Source organism: Pseudomonas sp. HMSC065H01 (assembly GCF_001815235.1).
Classification (GTDB): domain Bacteria; phylum Pseudomonadota; class Gammaproteobacteria; order Pseudomonadales; family Pseudomonadaceae; genus Pseudomonas; species Pseudomonas aeruginosa.
This window is the reverse complement of sequence record NZ_KV819829.1, coordinates 109,443-126,495: the sequence shown is the minus strand read 5'-3', so window position 1 is coordinate 126,495 and position 17,053 is coordinate 109,443. Positions and strand designations below refer to the sequence as shown.

Genomic DNA, 17,053 nt, shown 5'->3' with positions numbered 1-17,053 from the left:
TGCCATGGGCGGCGGGCCGCTGGAAAGGCGTGGCCGGTCGGTTTCGTTTCAGAACCCACGCGACTATCCTTTGCCGAACGGCTGGAGGTGTCTCATGCGTTGGGAAGAACTGAGCGAACAACCCTGTTCGCTGGCGCGGGTGCTGGCGATCCTCGGCGATCGCTGGACCCTGCTGGTATTGCGCGACTGCTTTCTCGGCGTGCGCCGTTTCGACGACTTCGAGCGCAGCCTCGGCGTGACCCGTCACGTCCTCGCCGACCGCCTCAAGCGCCTTGTCGAAGCGGAGATACTGGCCAAGGTGCCCTACCAGGAAAGGCCGCTGCGCGAGGAATACCGGCTTACCGAGAAAGGGATGGAACTGTACCCGGCCATCCTTTCCCTGGTGAACTGGGGCGACCGCCACCTCGCCGGCGTCGAGGGGCCGCCACTCGAGCATGTGCACAAGCATTGCGGCCAGCACATGCATGGCGTGCTGGTCTGTTCCGAATGCGGTGAGCCGCTGCACGCGCGGGACGTGACGGTACGCGAGGGGCTGTTCTGGAAGGGGCGCCTGCTGCGGCGCGGCTGAGCGTTCCAGGCCTGGCCGCCGACGCGAATCGGCGGATAAACGCCGATGGCGTTACGGCAGGAAGGACGCTGTCGTACCAGGCTCCGCCGACCGGTCCCCTCTCTTCAGGGAGAGGACGTGCCGGGCAGGCCGGGACAGGCAGAGTAATTGGTGCGCGGATATCACTCGAGCCCTTGCCAGTTGACAAGTTCCTTTTAAGAACTAACTATCGTCTCTATTGGGTTCTAAAAAAGAACTAACAAGAGAGGCCTCTGCAATGACCCAGCGCAAAGCGGTTCTGGTAATGGGCGCCGGCGACGCCACCGGTGGCGCCATCGCCCGGCGGTTCGCCCGCGAGGGCTACGTGGCGTGCGTCGCCCGGCGCAACGCGGAGAAGCTGGAGCCGCTGGTGCAGGCCATCCGCGACCAAGGCGGCGAGGCTCTGGCCTGCGGCTGCGACGCACGCCAGGAGCAGCAGGTGATCGACCTCTTCGCCCGCATCGAGGGTGAGGTCGGTGCGCTGGAGGCGGTGATCTTCAACGTCGGCGCCAACGTCTGGTTCCCGATCACCGAAACCACCGAACGGGTCTATCGCAAGGTCTGGGAGATGGCCGCCTTCGGCGGCTTCCTCACCGGCCGCGAGGCGGCGCGGGTGATGCTGCCGCGGCAGCGCGGAACGATCATCTTCACTGGCGCCACCGCCTCGTTGCGCGGCCGCGCGCATTTCGCCGCGTTCTCCGGCGCCAAGTTCGCCCTGCGTGCCCTGGCCCAGAGCATGGCGCGCGAGCTGGGGCCGAAGGGCATCCACGTCGCCCACCCGATCATCGACGGCGCCATCGACACCGACTTCATCCGCGAAACCCTGCCCGAGCTGTACAAGCGCAAGGAGCAGGACGGCATCCTCGATCCCGAGCACATCGCCGAGACCTACTGGCAGATCCACTGCCAGCCGCGCGACTGCTGGGTGCACGAACTGGACCTGCGCCCCTGGATGGAAACCTTCTGATCCCCGCCACGGAAAGAGCCACGCATGAGCAAGCAAATCGAGTTCTTCTTCGACTTCGGCAGTCCTACCACCTACCTCGCCTGGACCCAACTGCCGCGCATCGCCGCCGCCCATGGCGCGAGCATCGCCTGGCGGCCGATGCTGCTGGGCGGCGTGTTCAAGGCCACCGGCAACCATTCGCCGATCGAGGTGCCGGCCAAGGGGCGCTACACCCTCCACGACCTGGCGCGCTATGCGAAACGCTACGGCGTGCCGCTGGCCTTCAACCCGGCCTTCCCGATCAACACCCTGACGCTGATGCGCGGCGCCCAGGGCTATCTCGGCGGCGAAGGGTTCCAGCCCTACCTGAAAGCGGTGTTCGAAGCGTTGTGGGTACGACAGCAGAACCTCGGCAAGCCCGAGGTGGTCGCCCAGGTGCTGGCGGAGGCCGGGTTCGATCCGGATGAGTTCCTCCGCCTGGTTGGCGACGAGCAGGTCAAGGAGGGGCTCAAGGCGACCACCGAAGAGGCGGTGCGGCGCGGCGTCTTCGGCGCGCCCAGCTTCTTCGTCGGCGACCAGTTGTTCTTCGGCCAGGATCGCCTCGATTTCGTCGCCGAGGCCCTCGCCGGCTGACCTCCCCTTCCCCGCGGCGAGCCGCTCTGGCCCGCCGCCTTGCGCCATCCGAGCGCCCTTCTCCCGGCTGCGGCCCGCGCGTGCCGCGGTTCCTGGCCATTCGTCGCGCCCGCCGATAGCGGCTTGTCAGGCCGACTTCTTTGCGTATAGGCTGAACTGGTCAGACCGGTAATACCACAATAAAAATGCGTTCATCGCCCGCCTCCGCGAGGCCCGATGGAAGCGCCGAATGGAGACTCCTGCGATGTTCATCAAGCGCTGTTCCCGCTCGATATTCCTGCAAGTCGTGATTGGCCTGGTGATAGGCGTGATCTGCGGGGTCGGCATTCCCGACCTGGCCGTGCAGATGAAGCCGCTGGGCGATGGCTTCATCAAGCTGATCAAGATGCTCATCGCACTGATCGTCTTCTGCGTGGTGGTCAACGGCATCTCCGGCGCCGGCGACCTGAAGAAGGTCGGCCGCATCGGCCTGAAGTCGGTGATCTACTTCGAAATCCTCACCACCATCGCCCTGGTCCTCGGCCTGGTGGTCGCCTACAGCCTGGGCCTGGGCAGCGGCGCCAACATCCATCTCAACGAACTGCCCGCCGGCGACGTCGCCCTGTATACCGGGCGCACCCAGGAAATCCATGGCCCCGTGGCATTCCTCATGGGCCTGATCCCGACCTCTGTGTTCAGCGCCTTCGCCGAGAACGACATCCTCCAGGTCCTGCTGTTCTCCGTGCTGTTCGGCAGCGCCCTGAACCTGGTCGGCGAGCAGGCCAGCGGCGTGGCCCGCCTGATCAACGAATTCAGCCACATCGTGTTCCGCATCATGGGCATGATCGTGCGCCTGGCACCGCTCGGCGTGTTCGGCGCGGTGGCCTTCACCACCGCCCGCTACGGCGTCGACTCGCTCAGCCACCTGGGCGCGCTGGTGCTGGTGTTCTACGCCACCTGCCTGGTCTTCGTCATGGCGGTGCTCGGTAGCGTCCTGCGTCTCTCCGGGGTGCGCATGCTGCCGTTCCTGCGCTACTTCCGCGAAGAGCTGCTGATCGTGATGGGCACCGCCTCCTCCGACGCGGTGCTGCCGCAGGTGATGCGCAAGCTCGAGCACATGGGCATCCGCAGCTCCACGGTAGGCCTGGTGATTCCCACCGGCTACTCGTTCAACCTCGACGGATTCTCGATCTACCTGACCCTGGCGGTGGTGTTCATCGCCCACGTCACCGGCACGCCGCTGGCGATGACCGACCTGATCACCATCCTGCTGGTTTCGCTGGTCACCTCCAAGGGCGCCCACGGCATTCCCGGCTCGGCCCTGGTGATCCTCGCCGCCACCCTCACCGCGGTGCCGGCGATCCCGGTGGCCGGCCTGGTGCTGGTGCTTTCGGTGGACTGGTTCATGGGCATCGGCCGCGCGCTGACCAACCTGATCGGCAACTGCGTGGCCACCGTGACCATCGCCCGCTGGGAAAACGACATCGATATGCCGCGCGCGCAGGCCATACTCGACGGGCGCCTGGAGGCGCCGGCCAAGGCCGACGGCGAGCCGCTCAAGCGCAGCGCGGTGGCCGGGGAAGGCAAGCTGCATGGCTGACGCGCCGAGGCGCGTTGCACGTCCGATTGGCAAGTAAAGGGAGGCGACATGTTTTCTTCGTCCAAGCTGGTCAACGCGGTTGCCCAGCGCCTGCTCGACACCATCGAGCAGGGTCGCTGGGTCGCCGGCCAGATGTTGCCCGGCCAGCGCGAGCTGGCTGAACAGATGGAAATCAGCCGGCCGAGCCTGCGCGAGGCGATCATGGTCCTGGAGACCCTGGGCGTGGTCCGTTCGCTGCCGGGCAAGGGCGTGATGGTCCTCGAACGCAGCGAACCGCTGCGCGAGGTCGCGGCGCCCGGCGAGGCGACCATGGAAGACGTCCTGCAACTGCGCTATGCGCTGGAGCCGTTCATCGTCGGCATCGTCGCGCAGAGCGCCGGGGCGGCGGAGATCAGCGAACTGCGGCTGTTGCTGCTGGACCTGCGCGAAGCGGTCGAGGATGGCGACCCGCAGGCTCTGGTTGAGGCCTACACGGCCTTCCACCGGCGCCTGGTGAAGCTCACCTCGAACCCGATCTTCCTCAGCGTTTCCGAACAGATCGGCAGCGCCCTGGAGCGCAGCGACAACCTGGTGCGCCGCCAGCCGGAATGCGCCGAGGAGATCCTCCAGGAACACGACGCCATCCTCCGTGCGATCCGCCAGCACGACAGCGAGCGGGCGAGCCAGGCGATGCGTCAGCACATCCTCAACGAAGGCGCGCGCCTGAACATCGACCTGCGCTTGCCGCAGGTCTGATCGCCCGCGCCAGGGTTCCAACCCGGGTCCGTCGCGGCGCCCGGACGGCTTTCGTCCGCCGCCTGCGAAGGCCCACAAGCACGACTCGACAGGTGTGAACATGGTCGGATTCGAAGCACGTACCCAGCAGGGCGCCGCGCTGCGCCCCACCAGCCATTTCGTCTACGAAAGCATCTACACGGCAATCCTGGAAAAGCGCCTGGCGCCGGCCGCCAAGCTGAGCAAGGAAACCCTCGGGCAGATCTTCCGGGTCAGCAACGGTACCATCCAGCGTGCCCTCACCCGTCTCGCCGAGGACGGCGCGGTGGTGATGCCGCCGAAGGAGGTCGCCAGCGTCGCCCGCCCGGACGAGCGCCAGGCGCGGCAGGTGCTGGACGCGCGCCTGCTGGTGGAAAGCGAAGTGGTGCGGCAACTGCCCGCGGGGCTGGATCCCGCCGCCCTTGCCGAGCTACGGGCGCTGGTCGACGAGGAGCAGGCTTGCCTCGCGGCCCGCGACAGCGCCGGGCTGATCCGTCTCGCCGGGCGCTTCCACCTGCGCCTGGCCGAACTGACCGAGAATCCCTTGCTGCAGGGTTTCGTCCGTGGCCTGGTGGCACGCGCCTCGCTGGACATCGCGCTGAACAAGGGGGCGGTCTATACCGCCGAGGCCTGCGCCGCGCAGCGCGCCCTGCTCGATGCCCTGGAGGACGGCGACAGCGCGGCGGCGGCTGCGCTGATGGACGCTTACCTGCGAGGCCTGTTCGCCCGCATGCGCTTCCTGCCGCCACCCACCACCGACCTGCGCGAGGCATTCGGCATGAAGGCCCCTCGCGGGGAAAAACGCCGGAGGGCCTGACCTCCCCGGCCGCCGCCTACCAGATCTGGCAGGCGGTGGTGGCTGGTGGCCAGCCTATAGTGAAGCGGGTCAGGGATGGCGCCGTGCTGGTCGAAGTAGCCAAGGGTCCGTTGTGAGCGCCCGGTCCTGTCCGTGACGTCCTACAGGAAGCTGTGAACGCATGGTTAACGGAGATCGACATGGCATACGCAGAATGGATCGCAGTGAAGGTCGTGGTATCCAAATCCATCGGCACGGTGGGCATCCGCAACGCCACCTTGCAATGGGGCAAGTTCTACCGCTACACCAACAAGGACGACGAGATTTCCACCGAGGAAGTCAGCAGCATGAACGTGCAGGCCGGCAGCCCGCAATGGATCGCCTCCTGCGGACGGGAGAACGCTTCGTCCGGCACCCAGGGCAGCTTCGACTGCTACGACGGCAACACCAAGATGGGCACCTTCAGCTGGGATGACCCGTGGAAATCCGGCGCCACCAACACCTGGAGCTTCACGCCGGCATCGGCGGACTATGCCGGCATCACCAGCGGCGGCAACGCTACGGGCACGGACATCGGCGAGGTCACCCTGACCCTCGGCCGCTTCTCCTGACGGTACCTGGAGCTGGCCGGCAGTCCGTCGGTCAGCTCCAGCGCTCATCCCCGTCCGTGGCGAACGCTCGCCGCAGCGCCTCGATGGCGACCTTCACCTTGGCCGGCTGGGCCTCGCGCCGTGGCGTCACCGCATAGATGCCGAGCCCGGGAATCCTCCACTCCGGCAATAGCTGTTGCAGGCGCCCGTCGTTCAGCGCGTCGCGCACCTCCGGCAGCGGCTGGTAGGACACGCCGAGTCCGTCGAGGGTGAACTGACGCACCGCGAGCATCCCGTTGGCGGCCACCCGTGGCTCCAGGCGCAGTTTGCAGACTTCCCCGCCCGGCCCGCTGAGCGTCAGGTGGTTGAGGTGGTTCGAGGTGTTCAGGGAAATCCAGTCGACCTCGGTCAACTGCTCCGGACGGTTGATGGGCGCCCGTTGGCGCAAATAGGCCGGCGCCGCGCAGAGCACGCTGCTCCAATCGCCGAGGTGGCGCGCCACCAGGCTGGAGTCGGCGAGATTGCCGACGCGTATCGCCAGGTCGATGTGCTCGGCGACCAGATCGATGCGCTCGTCCTGGAAGAACAGCTGCAGGCGCAACTGGCGGTGGTTCTCCAGCAACGGTTTCAGCGCCTGGGTGATCAGCGTGCCGGAGAACCCCACCGGCGCCGCCAGGCGCAACTCACCCACCGGCGCATCGCGCCATTCGCCAAGCCGCCGCTCGGCTTCCTCGGCGATCGCCAGCATCTGCGCGCAACTGCGATAGAACGCCTCGCCGGCCTCGGTCAGGGTCAGCCGGCGGGTGGTGCGATGCAGCAAAGTGACCTGGGCGCGGCTCTCCAGCTTGCGGATCTGCTGGCTGACTGCCGAAGGGGTCATGCCCAGGCTCTGGGCCGCGGCTGCCATCGAGCCCTTGTCCACCACAGTGGCGAAGATCGCCATGCCTTTCAGCGAATCCATGCCGGTTCCTCCTTGCGGGAGACTGCGCCTGGGGAAAAATCACCGGAAAAAGCGCGAGAAAGCATGCCCAGCGGGCGAGGTCGTCGGGTTTCGGAAAAATACGGATGCGTATGGGAGCGAAGCATAAGTCAGTTAAAGAACTAATCAGGTTGAAGTGGTCGCAAGTTGGTCGCTCTCATTTGTCTGGTCGAAAAATGTCCATTTCTTGTGAGTTATGGATGTTTTGTCCGAAATAGGTCACTACGTACAAGTCAAGGTAAATATTCGTTTTGAAATATCTTGTAACCGTGTGACCACTTTCAGGGGGTAATTTCGACTCTGTCGATGCGCAAAATCTGGATTTCCTTGCCTTTAACCCGAAACGGGGCGCTGAACGGCCAGCGCTTCAGGGTCAGGGTGCGTACGCCTGGCACCTCGCTGGGCCGCCCTGCCCCCTGGTTGGCTACCTGCTGCAGCGGTTTCACCTGCTCGACGATGTCCTGAACGGCTTTCAGAGCTTTTTCCGGGCCGATCAGCACGACGTAATGGTCGTAGATGGCGTCCAGGTCGGCGGCCGCCTTACGGGTCCACTTCAGGCTCATTGCAGCCCCCAGCGCTTCTCGATCTCCGCGTGCTCCAGCAGGCGACCGGCATTGGCATCGGCCAAGCCTTCATCGATGGCAGCGACCTGCCACTGCTGCCTTTCCAGGTACTGCGCGAGCGCCTGCCGCAGGTGATACGGGCGGTCGCGGTGGGTGGCGCGGGCCAGTTCGTCGAGGGCCGCGACCAGGGCGTCATCGGCGCGGAACGAGACTACGGTGCTCATTTTCTGATCAGCTTCGTTTTCGTTGTATACGGTGTTTACAGTGAAAACGAATGTATACGAAAGCCCTCGGACGAGCAATCGCCAGGCTGTTTCGTCCGACGAAAAAACCTTTATCGATCAGTGGGTTGAATGAGGAGCCCGCCCCGAGCGGGGCGGGCGGAAGGGTGGCGCGGGATTACCAGGCCTGGTTGAAGTGGAAGCCCTGCCTGGGCGAGAAGCGGGTGTTGACGAGCTTGTAGCCTTCCTCGCCGCGTGGCTTGACCAGCGAGACCTGGCCGACCTGCGGTTGGGTGATCTGTTGCAGGGTGGTCAGGCTGGCCTGCTTGAGCACCTCGGGGTTCTTCGCCCAGTCCTTCACTTCGCGTGGCTTGACCTCGACGGTGACCAACCAGCCCTTTTCCACGGCCGGGCCGTAGTCGTCGGGCTTGGCGGGGTCCACCGAACGGACGCTGACGTCGAAGCCGCTGCTGTAGCAGAAGGCCTTCGACTCGGGCTTGTAGTCCTCGCGGCCGGCGGGCGTGAGGTCGTAGGAATCGCCGTCGCGGCGCAGCAGGCCGACGCCGACCAGCGCGTCGTAGACCGCGGCGTTGCCTTTCGCCGGGCCGGGGCCGGAGAAGCTGTCGGAGAGCGTCACCGGGAACGTCTTGAACAGGGTGGAGCTGGCGCAGGCGGGTTTGTCGAAGCCGCGCTCGGCGAGCAAGCGGGCGATCTCCTCGCTGGACGGAGCGGAGTCCGAGCAGGCGGCGAGGAGCAAGGGGAGGGCGGCGACGAGGCCGCGCAGAACGCGTGTAGGCATGGGCATGTCCTTTGTCCATTGGCGCAGCCGGATCGGCTGCGCGGCGAATTCTAGCGGCTGTGGCACCATGGGCGCACATTCGACCCAAGGAGGAGAACCCATGCGCCTGCCTGCGAACCTCGGCCGCCTGCTGCCGGCCCTGTGCCTGGGCGTCCTGTTGAGCGCCTGCAGCACCTTCGGCCAGCGCGATCCGTTGCGTATCGACCTGGTCGGCCTGGAACCCCTGCCGGGGCAAGGCATGGAAATGCGCTTCATGGTCAAGCTGCGGGTACAGAACCCCAACGACGAGCCGATCGAATACAACGGCATCGCCCTCGACCTCGACGTCAACGGCCAGCCCCTGGCCAGCGGCGTCAGCGACCAGACCGGCGAGGTGCCGCGCTTCGGCGAGCGGGTGGTGAGCGTGCCGCTGACCGTCTCCGCCTTTTCCGCCTTCCGCCAGGCCTGGGGCCTGAGCAACAACGCTCCGACCCGGGGCATGCCCTACGTGGTGAAGGGCAAGCTCGCCGGAGGCCTGTTCGGCACCGTGCGCTTCAGCGAAAAGGGCACCCTCGACTTCTCCGGGCCGGCCGTCGGCGCGCCGAAGACCAAGGGGCTCTGAGGCGGTTCGGCAGGGGAGCGAGAAACCCTATATAATCTGCGGTTTTCGTCCCCCTGCTGAAGAGAGAATGCCGTGAGCACGCTGCCGCCCTGTCCCCAATGCAACTCCGAATACACCTACGAGGATGGTGCGCTGCTGGTCTGCCCGGAGTGCGCCCATGAATGGTCGCCGAACGAGGCCGCTACGGCGTCCGATGATGGCAAGGTGATCAAGGACTCGGTGGGCAACGTTCTCCAGGACGGCGATACCATCACCGTGATCAAGGACCTGAAAGTGAAAGGCTCCTCGCTGGTGGTGAAGGTCGGCACCAAGGTGAAGAACATCCGCCTGGTGGACGGCGACCACGACATCGATTGCAAGATCGACGGCATTGGCGCGATGAAGCTGAAATCGGAATTCGTCAGGAAGGTCTGAGACGACCTTGCCTGAAGAAGCCCGGCCATTGGCCGGGCTTTTCTTTGGAGGGCTGTCTGGGTTCTTCCCCCGGTGGTGGACTCAGACCCGCGCCGTCTTCCCGGCGTAGTCCTCGCCGAGGCGCGGCTTGCGTCGCGCGTTGAGCAGCCCGAGGCAGACGGTGAAGATCGTCAGCAGAGCGGTGGCGAACACCTCGTGACGGTGCTCCGGCATGATCAGCATGATGCTCAGCGCGGCGACGATGAACAGGATCACCGCCCAGGTCAGCCAGGGATATAGCCACATGCGGAACTCGATGGGCTGGCCGCTGGCCTGCAATTGCTTGCGCATGCGCAACTGGGCCACGGCGATCACCAGGTACACCAGTAGCGCCACGGCGCCGGAGCTGGCGAGGAGGAAGGTGAAGACCTTCTCCGGTGCGAAGTAGTTGACGATGGTGGTGAGGAAGCCCACCGCGGTGCTGGCCAGCACCGCCGGGCGTGGTACGTGGGCGGTGTTGGTCAGCTTGAGCACGCTCGGGGCGTCGCCGCGCTTGGCCAGGGAGAAGACCATCCGCGACGAGGTGTAGATCGCCGAGTTCAGGCAACTGGCCACGGCGACCAGTACCACCAGGTCGACGATCAGCTTGGCGTGCGGGATGTCCAGCAGCTCCAGGGCGCGCTGGTAGGAGCCGACCTGGATCAGCAGCGGGTCGTTCCACGGCACGATGGAGATCACGATGAAGATCGACACCAGGTAGAACAGGCCGATCCGCCAGATCACCGAGTTGGTGGCGCGGGTGATCTGCTTCGCCGGGTCCTTGGACTCGGCGGCGGCGATGGTGACGATCTCGGTGCCCATGAAGCTGAACATGGTCGTCAGCAGGGCGCCGAGCACCGCGCCGTAGCCGTTCGGCACGAAGCCGCCGTGGCTCGCCATCAGGCTGGACAGGCCGCTGACCTCGCGTTCCGGCAGGCCGCCGACGATGGCCACCGCGCCGAGTACGATGAAGGCGATGATGGCGATCACCTTGAGCAGCGCGAACCAGAACTCGAACTCGCCGTAGCGGGCCACGCTGAAGAGGTTGGTGACGGTGAGCAGGAAGGTCACCGCGAGGGCGAAGATCCAGGTGTCGATGGCCGGGAACCAGGCGTTGAGGATGGCCGCGGCGGCGATCGCTTCGAGGGGGATCACCAGCACCCAGAACCACCAGTAGAGCCAGCCGATGGTGAAACCGGCCCAGCGGCCGATGGAGCGATCGGCGTAGGTGGAGAAGGAACCGGTATCGGGGGAGGCGACCGCCATTTCGCCGAGCATGCGCATGACCAGCACCACCAGGGTGCCGGCGATCAGGTAGGCGAGCAGGGCGGCCGGGCCGGCGGCGGCGATGGCATGGCCGGAGCCGACGAACAGGCCGGCGCCGATCACCCCGGCGATCGACAGCATGGTGACGTGGCGTTGTTTCAGGCCGGGCGCGAGCGAGGCGTTGCGCTTGTTCGGCAGTTGTGAAGCCAGTACGACTTTGGACATCGTTGAGACCCTTTAATTGTTCTTGGGCAAGGTCTGGGCCGCCTTGTGGGCGACGCCATGGGTGCGGCCGTGGGTGAGGTTTCACGGCGGTGGAACGTTGCGGACTCCTGATTGCGGAAAAAGAAAAAAGGCATGGTCGTTACCGACCATGCCTGTTGTCGTCAGCCTTCAGAGGCTGGGGAAGGCGAATTGCGAGGCCTCGTGGCTGGCCCGCTGCGGCCAGCGCTGGGTGATGGCCTTGCGCCGGGTGTAGAAGCGCACGCCGTCCGGGCCGTAGGCGTGGAGGTCGCCGAACAGCGAGCGCTTCCAGCCGCCGAAGCTGTGGTAGGCCACCGGCACCGGCAGCGGGACGTTGACGCCGACCATGCCGACCTCGATCTCGTCGCAGAACAGGCGTGCGGCCTCGCCGTCGCGGGTGAAGATGCAGGTGCCGTTGCCGTATTCGTGGTCGTTGATCAACTGCATGGCCTCTTCCAGGCTGTTGACGCGAACCACGCACAGCACCGGGCCGAAGATCTCTTCCTTGTAGATGGTCATTTCCGGGGTCACCCGGTCGAACAGGCTGCCGCCGAGGAAGAAGCCGTTCTCGTGGCCGGCGACCTGGTAGCCACGGCCGTCCACCACCAGCTCCGCGCCCTGGGCCACGCCGCTGTCGATGTAGCCGGTGACCTTGGCCTGCGCGGCGGCAGTGACCAGCGGGCCCATGTCGAGGCCGCAGGAAGTGCCGGCGCCGATCTTCAGCGCCTTGATCTGCGGAACCAGCTTGGCGATCAGCGCGTCGGCCACCTGGTCGCCGACGCATACCGCCACCGAGATCGCCATGCAGCGCTCGCCGCAGGAGCCGTAGGCGGCACCCATCAACGCGCTGACGGCGTTGTCGAGGTCGGCGTCGGGCATCAGCACCGCATGGTTCTTCGCGCCGCCCAGGGCCTGCACGCGCTTGCCGCGCTTGGTGCCCTCGGCATAGATGTATTCGGCGATGGGGGTCGAGCCGACGAAGCTGATGGCTTTCACTTCCGGCGCCTGGAGCAGGCCGTCCACGGCTTCCTTGTCGCCGTGCACCACGTTCAGCACGCCCTTCGGCAGGCCGGCTTCGTGGAACAGCTCGGCGATCAGCAGGGTGGAGCTGGGGTCGCGCTCGGAGGGCTTGAGGATGAAGGTGTTGCCGCAGGCGATGGCCAGCGGGTACATCCACAGCGGCACCATCGCCGGGAAGTTGAACGGGGTGATCCCGGCGACCACGCCGATCGGCTGGAAGTCGCTCCAGGCGTCGATGTTCGGGCCGACGTTGCGGCTGTACTCGCCCTTGAGGATTTCCGGGGCGGCGCAGGCGTACTCGACGTTCTCGATGCCGCGCTTGAGTTCGCCGGCGGCGTCTTCCAGGGTCTTGCCGTGCTCTTCGCTGATCAGCTTGGAAATCCGCGCCTCGTTCTGCTCCAGCAGTTGCTTGAAGCGGTACAGCACCTGTGCACGCTTGGCCGGCGGGGTGTTGCGCCAGGCCGGGAAAGCGGCCCTGGCGGCATCGATGGCTTTCTGCAGGGTCTTGCCGTCGGCCAGCGGGACCTTGTGGATGGCTTCGCCGGTGGAGGGGTTGAAGACGTCGGCGCTGCGGCCGTTGTCGGCGACCATTTCGCCGTTGATCAGGTGGTGGAGGGTGCCCATCTTGTCTTGTTCTCTCTTCGCTAGGGGTGACGAAAGGGCCGTGGCCCTTTCCCTTTACCCGCTCCCTGGGGAGCGGGTGCGGATTACTTGATCTCGGTCTCGACGAAGACCACTTCGTGTGCGCTGGCGTTGATCACGTTGTGCTCGACGCCGGCCTTGCGGAAGTAGGCCTGTCCGGCGACCAGCGGCGCGTGGCGGTCGCCCTCGGGGGTTTCCAGCAGCAGCGTGCCGTCGGTCAGCGGTACCACCACATAGTCGTGGCCGTGGCGGTGGCGCCCGGTTTCCGCGCCGGGGGCGAAGCGCCATTCGGTCACGATCACCTCGGCGTTGTCCACCTGCACGGTGGGTACGGCTTGCGGGCGGCCGCTCATCAGGCGATGCCGTTGAGCGCTTCGCCGACCGCGTCGAACAGGCGGTCCAGCTCTTCCGGCCTGGCGTTGAAGGTCGGGCCGAATTGCAGGGTATCGCCGCCGAAGCGCACGTAGAAACCCTGTTGCCAGAGCTTCATGCCGGCCTCGAACGGACGCACGGTCGGATCGCCGTCGCGCGGGGCGATCTGGATCGCGCCGGCCAGGCCGCAGTTGCGGATGTCGATGACGTTCTTCGCGCCTTGCAGGCCGTGCAGGCCCTTCTCGAAGTGCGGCGCCAGCTCGGCGGACTGCTGCACCAGGTTGTCCCTGGCCAGGATGTCCAGCGCGGCGAGGCCGGCGGCGCAGGCGACCGGGTGCGCGGAGTAGGTGTAGCCGTGGCTGAACTCCACCGCGTGCTCGGGCAGCGCCTGGTTCATGAAGGTGTCGTAGATCTCGCTGCTGGCGATCACCGCGCCCATCGGCACGGCGCCGTTGGTGACCTGCTTGGCGACGTTCATCAGGTCCGGGGTGACGCCGAAGTACTCGGCGCCGCTGTAGGTGCCCAGGCGGCCGAAGGCGGTGATCACCTCGTCGAAGATCAGCAGGATGTTGTGCTGGTCGCAGATCTCGCGCAGGCGCTGCAGGTAGCCGACCGGCGGTACCAGTACGCCGGCGGAGCCGGACATCGGCTCGACGATCACCGCGGCGATGTTCGAGGCGTCGTGCAGTTCGATCAGCTTGAGCAGCTCGTTGGCCAGCTCGACGCCGCCGGTCTGGGCCATCCCGCGGGTGAACGCCATGCCCGGTTGCAGGGTGTGCGGCAGGTGGTCGACGTCCATCAGCTGGCCGAACATCTTGCGGTTGCCGCCGATCCCGCCGAGGCTGGTGCCGGCGACGTTGACCCCGTGGTAGCCGCGGGCGCGGCCGATCAGCTTGGTCTTCTGCGGCTGGCCTTTCAGGCGCCAGTAGGCGCGGGCCATCTTGATCGAGGTGTCGGCGCACTCGGAGCCGGAACCGGTGAAGAACACGTGGTTCAGTTCGCCTGGCAGCAACCCGGCGATCTTCTCGGCCAACTGGAAGGACAGCGGATGGCCGTACTGGAAGCCCGGCGAGTAGTCGAGGGTACCGAGCTGGCGAGCCACCGCCTCCTGGATTTCCTTGCGCGAGTGGCCGGCGCCGCAGGTCCACAGGCCGGACAGGCTGTCGTAGACCTTGCGGCCCTTGTCGTCGGTCAGCCAGCTGCCTTCGGCGGCGACGATGATCCGCGGGTCCTTCTGGAAGTTGCGGTTGGCGGAGAAGGGCATCCAGTGGGCGCGCAGGTTGAGTTCGCTGGAAACCGGCGGGGCCACGTTGAGCGGCTGGTTCATCGTTCGATCCTCGGGCTTTCTTGTTGGAAGGTTCCGCGCACGCGGCGGCGGAGCGTTGGATCAAGCTTGGCCCTGACGAAAGGTTAGATAAAGCTTATTCTTCTCACGTTTAGTTTCGACTGGGTAAAACAATAATGGCCAAATCCCGCAACCCGTCGCTCGGCCAGGTCAGCGATTTCGATATCCGCCTGCTGCGCATCTTCAAGACCATCGTCGAGTGCGGCAGTTTCTCCGCCGCGGAGAGCACTCTCGGCCTCAGCCGCTCGGCGATCAGCCTGCACATGGGCGACCTGGAGAAGCGCCTGGGCATGCGCCTGTGCCAGCGCGGCCGCGCCGGCTTCGCCCTGACCGACGAGGGCCGCGAGGTCTATCGCGCGACCCAGACCCTGCTGGCGGCGCTGGAGGGGTTCCGCGCCGAGGTCAACGACCTGCACCAGCACCTGCGCGGCGAACTCAACATCGGCATCATCAACAACCTGGTGACCCTGCCGCAGATGCGCATCACCCACGCTCTCAGCGCGCTCAAGGGGCAGGGACCGCAGGTGCGGATCAACATCGGCATGACCACCCCCAACGAGATCGAACTGGGCGTGCTCGACGGCCACCTGCATGTCGGCGTGGTGCCGTTGATCAGTCCGCTGTCGGGGCTCGAGTACCTGCCGCTGTATGACGAGCACGCGCAGCTCTATTGCAGCCGCGGCCACGCACTGTTCGAGCGCGCCGACGGCGATATCGCGGTGGACGAGGTGCTCGCCGCGGACGCCGTGGCGCCCAGCTACCGCCTGCCCGCCGAAGCCCAGGCGCGCCACCAGGAGCTGAACAACAGCGCCAGCGCCTCGGACCGTGAGGGCATGGCATTCCTGATCCTGACCGGCAACTTCATCGGCTACCTGCCGTCGCACTACGCTGCCGACTGGGTCGCCGCCGGGATGCTGCGGCCCCTGCTGCCGGAGCGTTTCCACTATGCCATCGCGCTGACCATCGTGACCCGCAAGGGACGCCGGCCGAACCTGGTGCTGGAGCGCTTCCTGGAGGCGGTGGCGGTGTCGTGAGGGCGCGGATGGAGTAACGCGAGCTTCGGCCGCCCGCCGAACGGCGTCTTTTCTCTACGGCGCGAGGAGGTGGCATGCAGCGACGGGCCGAGCCAACGCGGGAAAGAGACTCTCACCCCTTCACATGGCGCCGCTCCCCCATCACCCAGGTCTCCGCCACCGCGCGGTCGTCGCCCAGGGTGTTCAGCACGAACAGGGTATCGGCCAGGCCGCGCGCATGCTCCATGCGCTGGGCGATCATCGGCGTGGCGGCCAGGTCGAGGGCGACGAAGTCGGCTTCGCGGCCGGGCAGGAAGTTACCGACCAGGCCGTCCAGGTCGAGCGCCCTGGCGCCGCCGAGGGTGGCCAGGTAGAGCGCCTGGAACGGATCGAGGCTGGTGCCGCGCAATTGCTGGATCTTGTAGGCGTCGGCGAGGTTGGCCAGCAGCGACAGGCTGGTGCCGCCGCCGACGTCGCTGCCGATGCCGACGCGGATGCCGTATTGCTGGGCGCGGCCAAGGTCGAACAGGCCGGAGCCGATGAACAGGTTGGAACTGGGACAGTGCGCCAGCGCCGCGTTCTTGTGCGCCAGGCAGCGGCATTCGCGTTCGGAGAGATGGATGCCATGGGCGAACACGCTGCGTTCGCCGACCAGGCCGGCGCGATGATAGACGTCCAGGTAGTCCTGCGCCTGGGGAAACAGCTCGCCGACCCAGGCGACTTCCTTGAGGTTCTCCGAAAGATGGGTGTGCAGGTAGACGCCGGGATACTCGTCCAGCAGGCGCGCCGCCGCGGCCAGTTGCTCGGGCGAGGAGGTCGGCGCGAAGCGCGGGGTGACCGCGTATTGCAGGCGCCCGTTGCCGTGCCAGCGCTCGATCAGCGCGCGGCTCTCGGCGTAGCCACTGGCCGCGGTATCGCACAGCGCCGGCGGCGCGTTGCGGTCCATCAGCACCTTGCCGGCGATCATCCGCAGGCGGCGCTTCTGCGCGGCCTGGAAGAATGCCTCGGCGGATACCGCATGGACCGTGCCGAACACCAGCGCGGTAGTGGTGCCGTGGCGCAGCAGTTCGTCGAGGAACAGCTCGGCCTGGGCGGCGGAGTAGCCGGCATCGGCAAAGCGCTGCTCGGCGGGAAAGGTGTGGGTTTCCAGCCAGTCCAGCAGTTGGGTGCCGTAGGAGGCGATCACTCCGAGTTGCGGGTAATGCACATGGCAGTCGACGAAGCCGGGCAGCAGCAGGCGCTGCGGATGCTCCTCCAGCGGCAGGTCGGCGGGCAGTTGCGGCAGCAGGTAGGTTGCGTGATCGAGCGCGCGCACGTGGCCGTGTTCGATCCACAGCAGGCCGTCCTCGAAATACTCCCAGGCCTTGTCGCCGAGTTTCGCCGGGTCGCCGAGGAAATGCAGGATCCGCCCGCGATGGGCCGAACTGCTCATCGCGCTCCCGCCGTGGTCGGAGTGCAGGATAAGTGGGGGGACGAAGTTGCCAGCAGGTACTGCATCGTTCATCTCCTCTGCTGCCGGAATGGCGCTTTCGCCTCTTTAGTCCGGGAAATCGACGGAAATATCCCGTCTTTGGCGCGTGATCTCGCTTCCGCCATTATGCACTGTGCGCATGCTGTGGATAAGTCTGTGTGTAGCGCGTGTTCGGAGAGATTGCACGAGCCATTGCGGGATGT

General features: G+C 66.2%; 19 protein-coding genes. 10 read left to right on the top strand and 9 right to left on the bottom strand.

Features of this window, described 5'->3' with window-relative positions:
- Positions 1 to 94 precede the first annotated feature (94 nt).
- The 7 genes from HMPREF3014_RS01655 to HMPREF3014_RS01625 all read left to right on the top strand — a co-directional run bounded on the left by HMPREF3014_RS01655 (position 95) and on the right by HMPREF3014_RS01625 (position 5,904).
- Positions 95 to 568, top strand: coding sequence for a winged helix-turn-helix transcriptional regulator (locus HMPREF3014_RS01655; protein ID WP_003083753.1), 474 nt, complete (start codon positions 95 to 97; stop codon positions 566 to 568).
- Between the two features lie 256 nt (positions 569 to 824).
- Positions 825 to 1,553 (top strand): SDR family oxidoreductase, encoded by a 729-nt coding sequence (locus tag HMPREF3014_RS01650; protein ID WP_003083755.1) that lies wholly within the window; start codon positions 825 to 827, stop codon positions 1,551 to 1,553.
- Between the two features lie 24 nt (positions 1,554 to 1,577).
- The gene (locus HMPREF3014_RS01645; RefSeq protein ID WP_003119512.1) at positions 1,578 to 2,165 is read left to right on the top strand and encodes a 2-hydroxychromene-2-carboxylate isomerase; all 588 of its coding nucleotides are present in this window, start codon (positions 1,578 to 1,580) and stop codon (positions 2,163 to 2,165) included.
- 229 nt (positions 2,166 to 2,394) lie between these two features.
- Positions 2,395 to 3,744 carry a C4-dicarboxylate transporter DctA gene (locus HMPREF3014_RS01640; protein ID WP_003142411.1) on the top strand — a complete coding sequence of 450 codons (1,350 nt, stop codon included), beginning with the start codon at positions 2,395 to 2,397 and terminating at the stop codon, positions 3,742 to 3,744.
- 48 nt (positions 3,745 to 3,792) lie between these two features.
- Positions 3,793 to 4,479, top strand: a complete 687-nt coding sequence (locus tag HMPREF3014_RS01635; RefSeq protein ID WP_004351997.1) for a FadR/GntR family transcriptional regulator — start codon at positions 3,793 to 3,795, stop codon at positions 4,477 to 4,479.
- Between the two features lie 100 nt (positions 4,480 to 4,579).
- On the top strand, positions 4,580 to 5,314 hold the full coding sequence (locus tag HMPREF3014_RS01630) for a GntR family transcriptional regulator (RefSeq protein ID WP_003117208.1): 735 nt from the start codon (positions 4,580 to 4,582) through the stop codon (positions 5,312 to 5,314).
- A 179-nt stretch (positions 5,315 to 5,493) separates the two neighbouring features.
- Entirely contained in the window at positions 5,494 to 5,904 is a 411-nt protein-coding gene (locus HMPREF3014_RS01625; protein WP_003101225.1) for an aegerolysin family protein, read from the top strand.
- Between the two features lie 31 nt (positions 5,905 to 5,935).
- On the opposite strand, the gene HMPREF3014_RS01620 is transcribed toward HMPREF3014_RS01625, so the two are convergent.
- The 4 genes from HMPREF3014_RS01620 to HMPREF3014_RS01605 form a co-directional block, all read right to left on the bottom strand.
- On the bottom strand, positions 5,936 to 6,844 hold the full coding sequence (locus tag HMPREF3014_RS01620; RefSeq protein WP_034068016.1) for a LysR family transcriptional regulator: 909 nt from the start codon (positions 6,842 to 6,844) through the stop codon (positions 5,936 to 5,938).
- Between the two features lie 299 nt (positions 6,845 to 7,143).
- Positions 7,144 to 7,425, bottom strand: a complete 282-nt coding sequence (parE, locus tag HMPREF3014_RS01615) for a type II toxin-antitoxin system toxin ParE (RefSeq protein WP_009875660.1) — start codon at positions 7,423 to 7,425, stop codon at positions 7,144 to 7,146.
- On the bottom strand, positions 7,422 to 7,649 hold the full coding sequence (locus HMPREF3014_RS01610) for a CopG family ribbon-helix-helix protein (RefSeq protein ID WP_003137009.1): 228 nt from the start codon (positions 7,647 to 7,649) through the stop codon (positions 7,422 to 7,424). The genes parE and HMPREF3014_RS01610 overlap by 4 nt, the downstream gene beginning before the upstream one ends.
- 175 nt (positions 7,650 to 7,824) lie before the next feature.
- A complete protein-coding gene (locus HMPREF3014_RS01605) occupies positions 7,825 to 8,445 on the bottom strand; it encodes a hypothetical protein (protein WP_023086863.1) in 621 nt (206 codons plus the stop codon).
- 100 nt (positions 8,446 to 8,545) lie between these two features.
- Here HMPREF3014_RS01605 and HMPREF3014_RS01600 point away from each other — a divergent pair, with 100 nt between their 5' ends.
- Together HMPREF3014_RS01600 and HMPREF3014_RS01595 are read left to right on the top strand one after the other, a co-directional pair.
- Entirely contained in the window at positions 8,546 to 9,046 is a 501-nt protein-coding gene (locus tag HMPREF3014_RS01600) for an LEA/WHy family protein (protein ID WP_003101228.1), read from the top strand.
- A gap of 72 nt (positions 9,047 to 9,118) precedes the next feature.
- Entirely contained in the window at positions 9,119 to 9,460 is a 342-nt protein-coding gene (locus HMPREF3014_RS01595; RefSeq protein WP_003101229.1) for a zinc ribbon domain-containing protein YjdM, read from the top strand.
- Between the two features lie 81 nt (positions 9,461 to 9,541).
- Here the strand turns inward: HMPREF3014_RS01595 and gabP are convergent, their stop codons facing one another.
- The 4 genes from gabP to bauA all read right to left on the bottom strand — a co-directional run bounded on the left by gabP (position 9,542) and on the right by bauA (position 14,348).
- Positions 9,542 to 10,969, bottom strand: a complete 1,428-nt coding sequence (gabP, locus tag HMPREF3014_RS01590; RefSeq protein WP_003083784.1) for a GABA permease — start codon at positions 10,967 to 10,969, stop codon at positions 9,542 to 9,544.
- A 168-nt stretch (positions 10,970 to 11,137) separates the two neighbouring features.
- Positions 11,138 to 12,631 (bottom strand): CoA-acylating methylmalonate-semialdehyde dehydrogenase, encoded by a 1,494-nt coding sequence (locus HMPREF3014_RS01585; RefSeq protein WP_003101230.1) that lies wholly within the window; start codon positions 12,629 to 12,631, stop codon positions 11,138 to 11,140.
- Between the two features lie 83 nt (positions 12,632 to 12,714).
- Positions 12,715 to 13,002 (bottom strand): beta-alanine degradation protein BauB, encoded by a 288-nt coding sequence (bauB, locus tag HMPREF3014_RS01580; RefSeq protein ID WP_003083790.1) that lies wholly within the window; start codon positions 13,000 to 13,002, stop codon positions 12,715 to 12,717.
- Complete coding sequence (gene bauA, locus HMPREF3014_RS01575; RefSeq protein WP_003083801.1) at positions 13,002 to 14,348, bottom strand: beta-alanine--pyruvate aminotransferase; 1,347 nt, start codon at positions 14,346 to 14,348, stop codon at positions 13,002 to 13,004. Before bauA ends, bauB begins: the two co-directional genes overlap by 1 nt.
- A 134-nt stretch (positions 14,349 to 14,482) precedes the next feature.
- On the opposite strand from bauA, the gene bauR reads away from it, so the two are divergent.
- Entirely contained in the window at positions 14,483 to 15,400 is a 918-nt protein-coding gene (gene bauR, locus HMPREF3014_RS01570; protein WP_003083805.1) for an HTH-type transcriptional activator BauR, read from the top strand.
- Positions 15,401 to 15,512: 112 nt separating this feature from the next.
- Here bauR and guaD read toward each other — a convergent pair whose 3' ends face one another.
- Complete coding sequence (guaD, locus tag HMPREF3014_RS01565; RefSeq protein ID WP_073647860.1) at positions 15,513 to 16,883, bottom strand: guanine deaminase; 1,371 nt, start codon at positions 16,881 to 16,883, stop codon at positions 15,513 to 15,515.
- Between the last annotated feature and the right edge of the window lie 170 nt (positions 16,884 to 17,053).

Bases quoted from the DNA above. Each gene is read 5' to 3' on its own strand.
- HMPREF3014_RS01585 (WP_003101230.1), bottom strand. From the start codon at position 12,631: ATGGGCACCCTCCACCACCTGATCAACGGCGAAATGGTCGCCGACAAC.
- bauA (WP_003083801.1), bottom strand. From the start codon at position 14,348: ATGAACCAGCCGCTCAACGTGGCCCCGCCGGTTTCCAGCGAACTCAAC.
- HMPREF3014_RS01650 (WP_003083755.1), top strand. From the start codon at position 825: ATGACCCAGCGCAAAGCGGTTCTGGTAATGGGCGCCGGCGACGCCACC.
- bauR (WP_003083805.1), top strand. From the start codon at position 14,483: ATGGCCAAATCCCGCAACCCGTCGCTCGGCCAGGTCAGCGATTTCGAT.
- guaD (WP_073647860.1), bottom strand. From the start codon at position 16,883: ATGAACGATGCAGTACCTGCTGGCAACTTCGTCCCCCCACTTATCCTG.
- bauB (WP_003083790.1), bottom strand. From the start codon at position 13,002: ATGAGCGGCCGCCCGCAAGCCGTACCCACCGTGCAGGTGGACAACGCC.
- HMPREF3014_RS01610 (WP_003137009.1), bottom strand. From the start codon at position 7,649: ATGAGCACCGTAGTCTCGTTCCGCGCCGATGACGCCCTGGTCGCGGCC.
- HMPREF3014_RS01620 (WP_034068016.1), bottom strand. From the start codon at position 6,844: ATGGATTCGCTGAAAGGCATGGCGATCTTCGCCACTGTGGTGGACAAG.
- HMPREF3014_RS01655 (WP_003083753.1), top strand. From the start codon at position 95: ATGCGTTGGGAAGAACTGAGCGAACAACCCTGTTCGCTGGCGCGGGTG.
- HMPREF3014_RS01645 (WP_003119512.1), top strand. From the start codon at position 1,578: ATGAGCAAGCAAATCGAGTTCTTCTTCGACTTCGGCAGTCCTACCACC.
- HMPREF3014_RS01625 (WP_003101225.1), top strand. From the start codon at position 5,494: ATGGCATACGCAGAATGGATCGCAGTGAAGGTCGTGGTATCCAAATCC.
- HMPREF3014_RS01630 (WP_003117208.1), top strand. From the start codon at position 4,580: ATGGTCGGATTCGAAGCACGTACCCAGCAGGGCGCCGCGCTGCGCCCC.
- parE (WP_009875660.1), bottom strand. From the start codon at position 7,425: ATGAGCCTGAAGTGGACCCGTAAGGCGGCCGCCGACCTGGACGCCATC.
- HMPREF3014_RS01635 (WP_004351997.1), top strand. From the start codon at position 3,793: ATGTTTTCTTCGTCCAAGCTGGTCAACGCGGTTGCCCAGCGCCTGCTC.
- HMPREF3014_RS01600 (WP_003101228.1), top strand. From the start codon at position 8,546: ATGCGCCTGCCTGCGAACCTCGGCCGCCTGCTGCCGGCCCTGTGCCTG.
- HMPREF3014_RS01640 (WP_003142411.1), top strand. From the start codon at position 2,395: ATGGAGACTCCTGCGATGTTCATCAAGCGCTGTTCCCGCTCGATATTC.
- HMPREF3014_RS01605 (WP_023086863.1), bottom strand. From the start codon at position 8,445: ATGCCTACACGCGTTCTGCGCGGCCTCGTCGCCGCCCTCCCCTTGCTC.
- gabP (WP_003083784.1), bottom strand. From the start codon at position 10,969: ATGTCCAAAGTCGTACTGGCTTCACAACTGCCGAACAAGCGCAACGCC.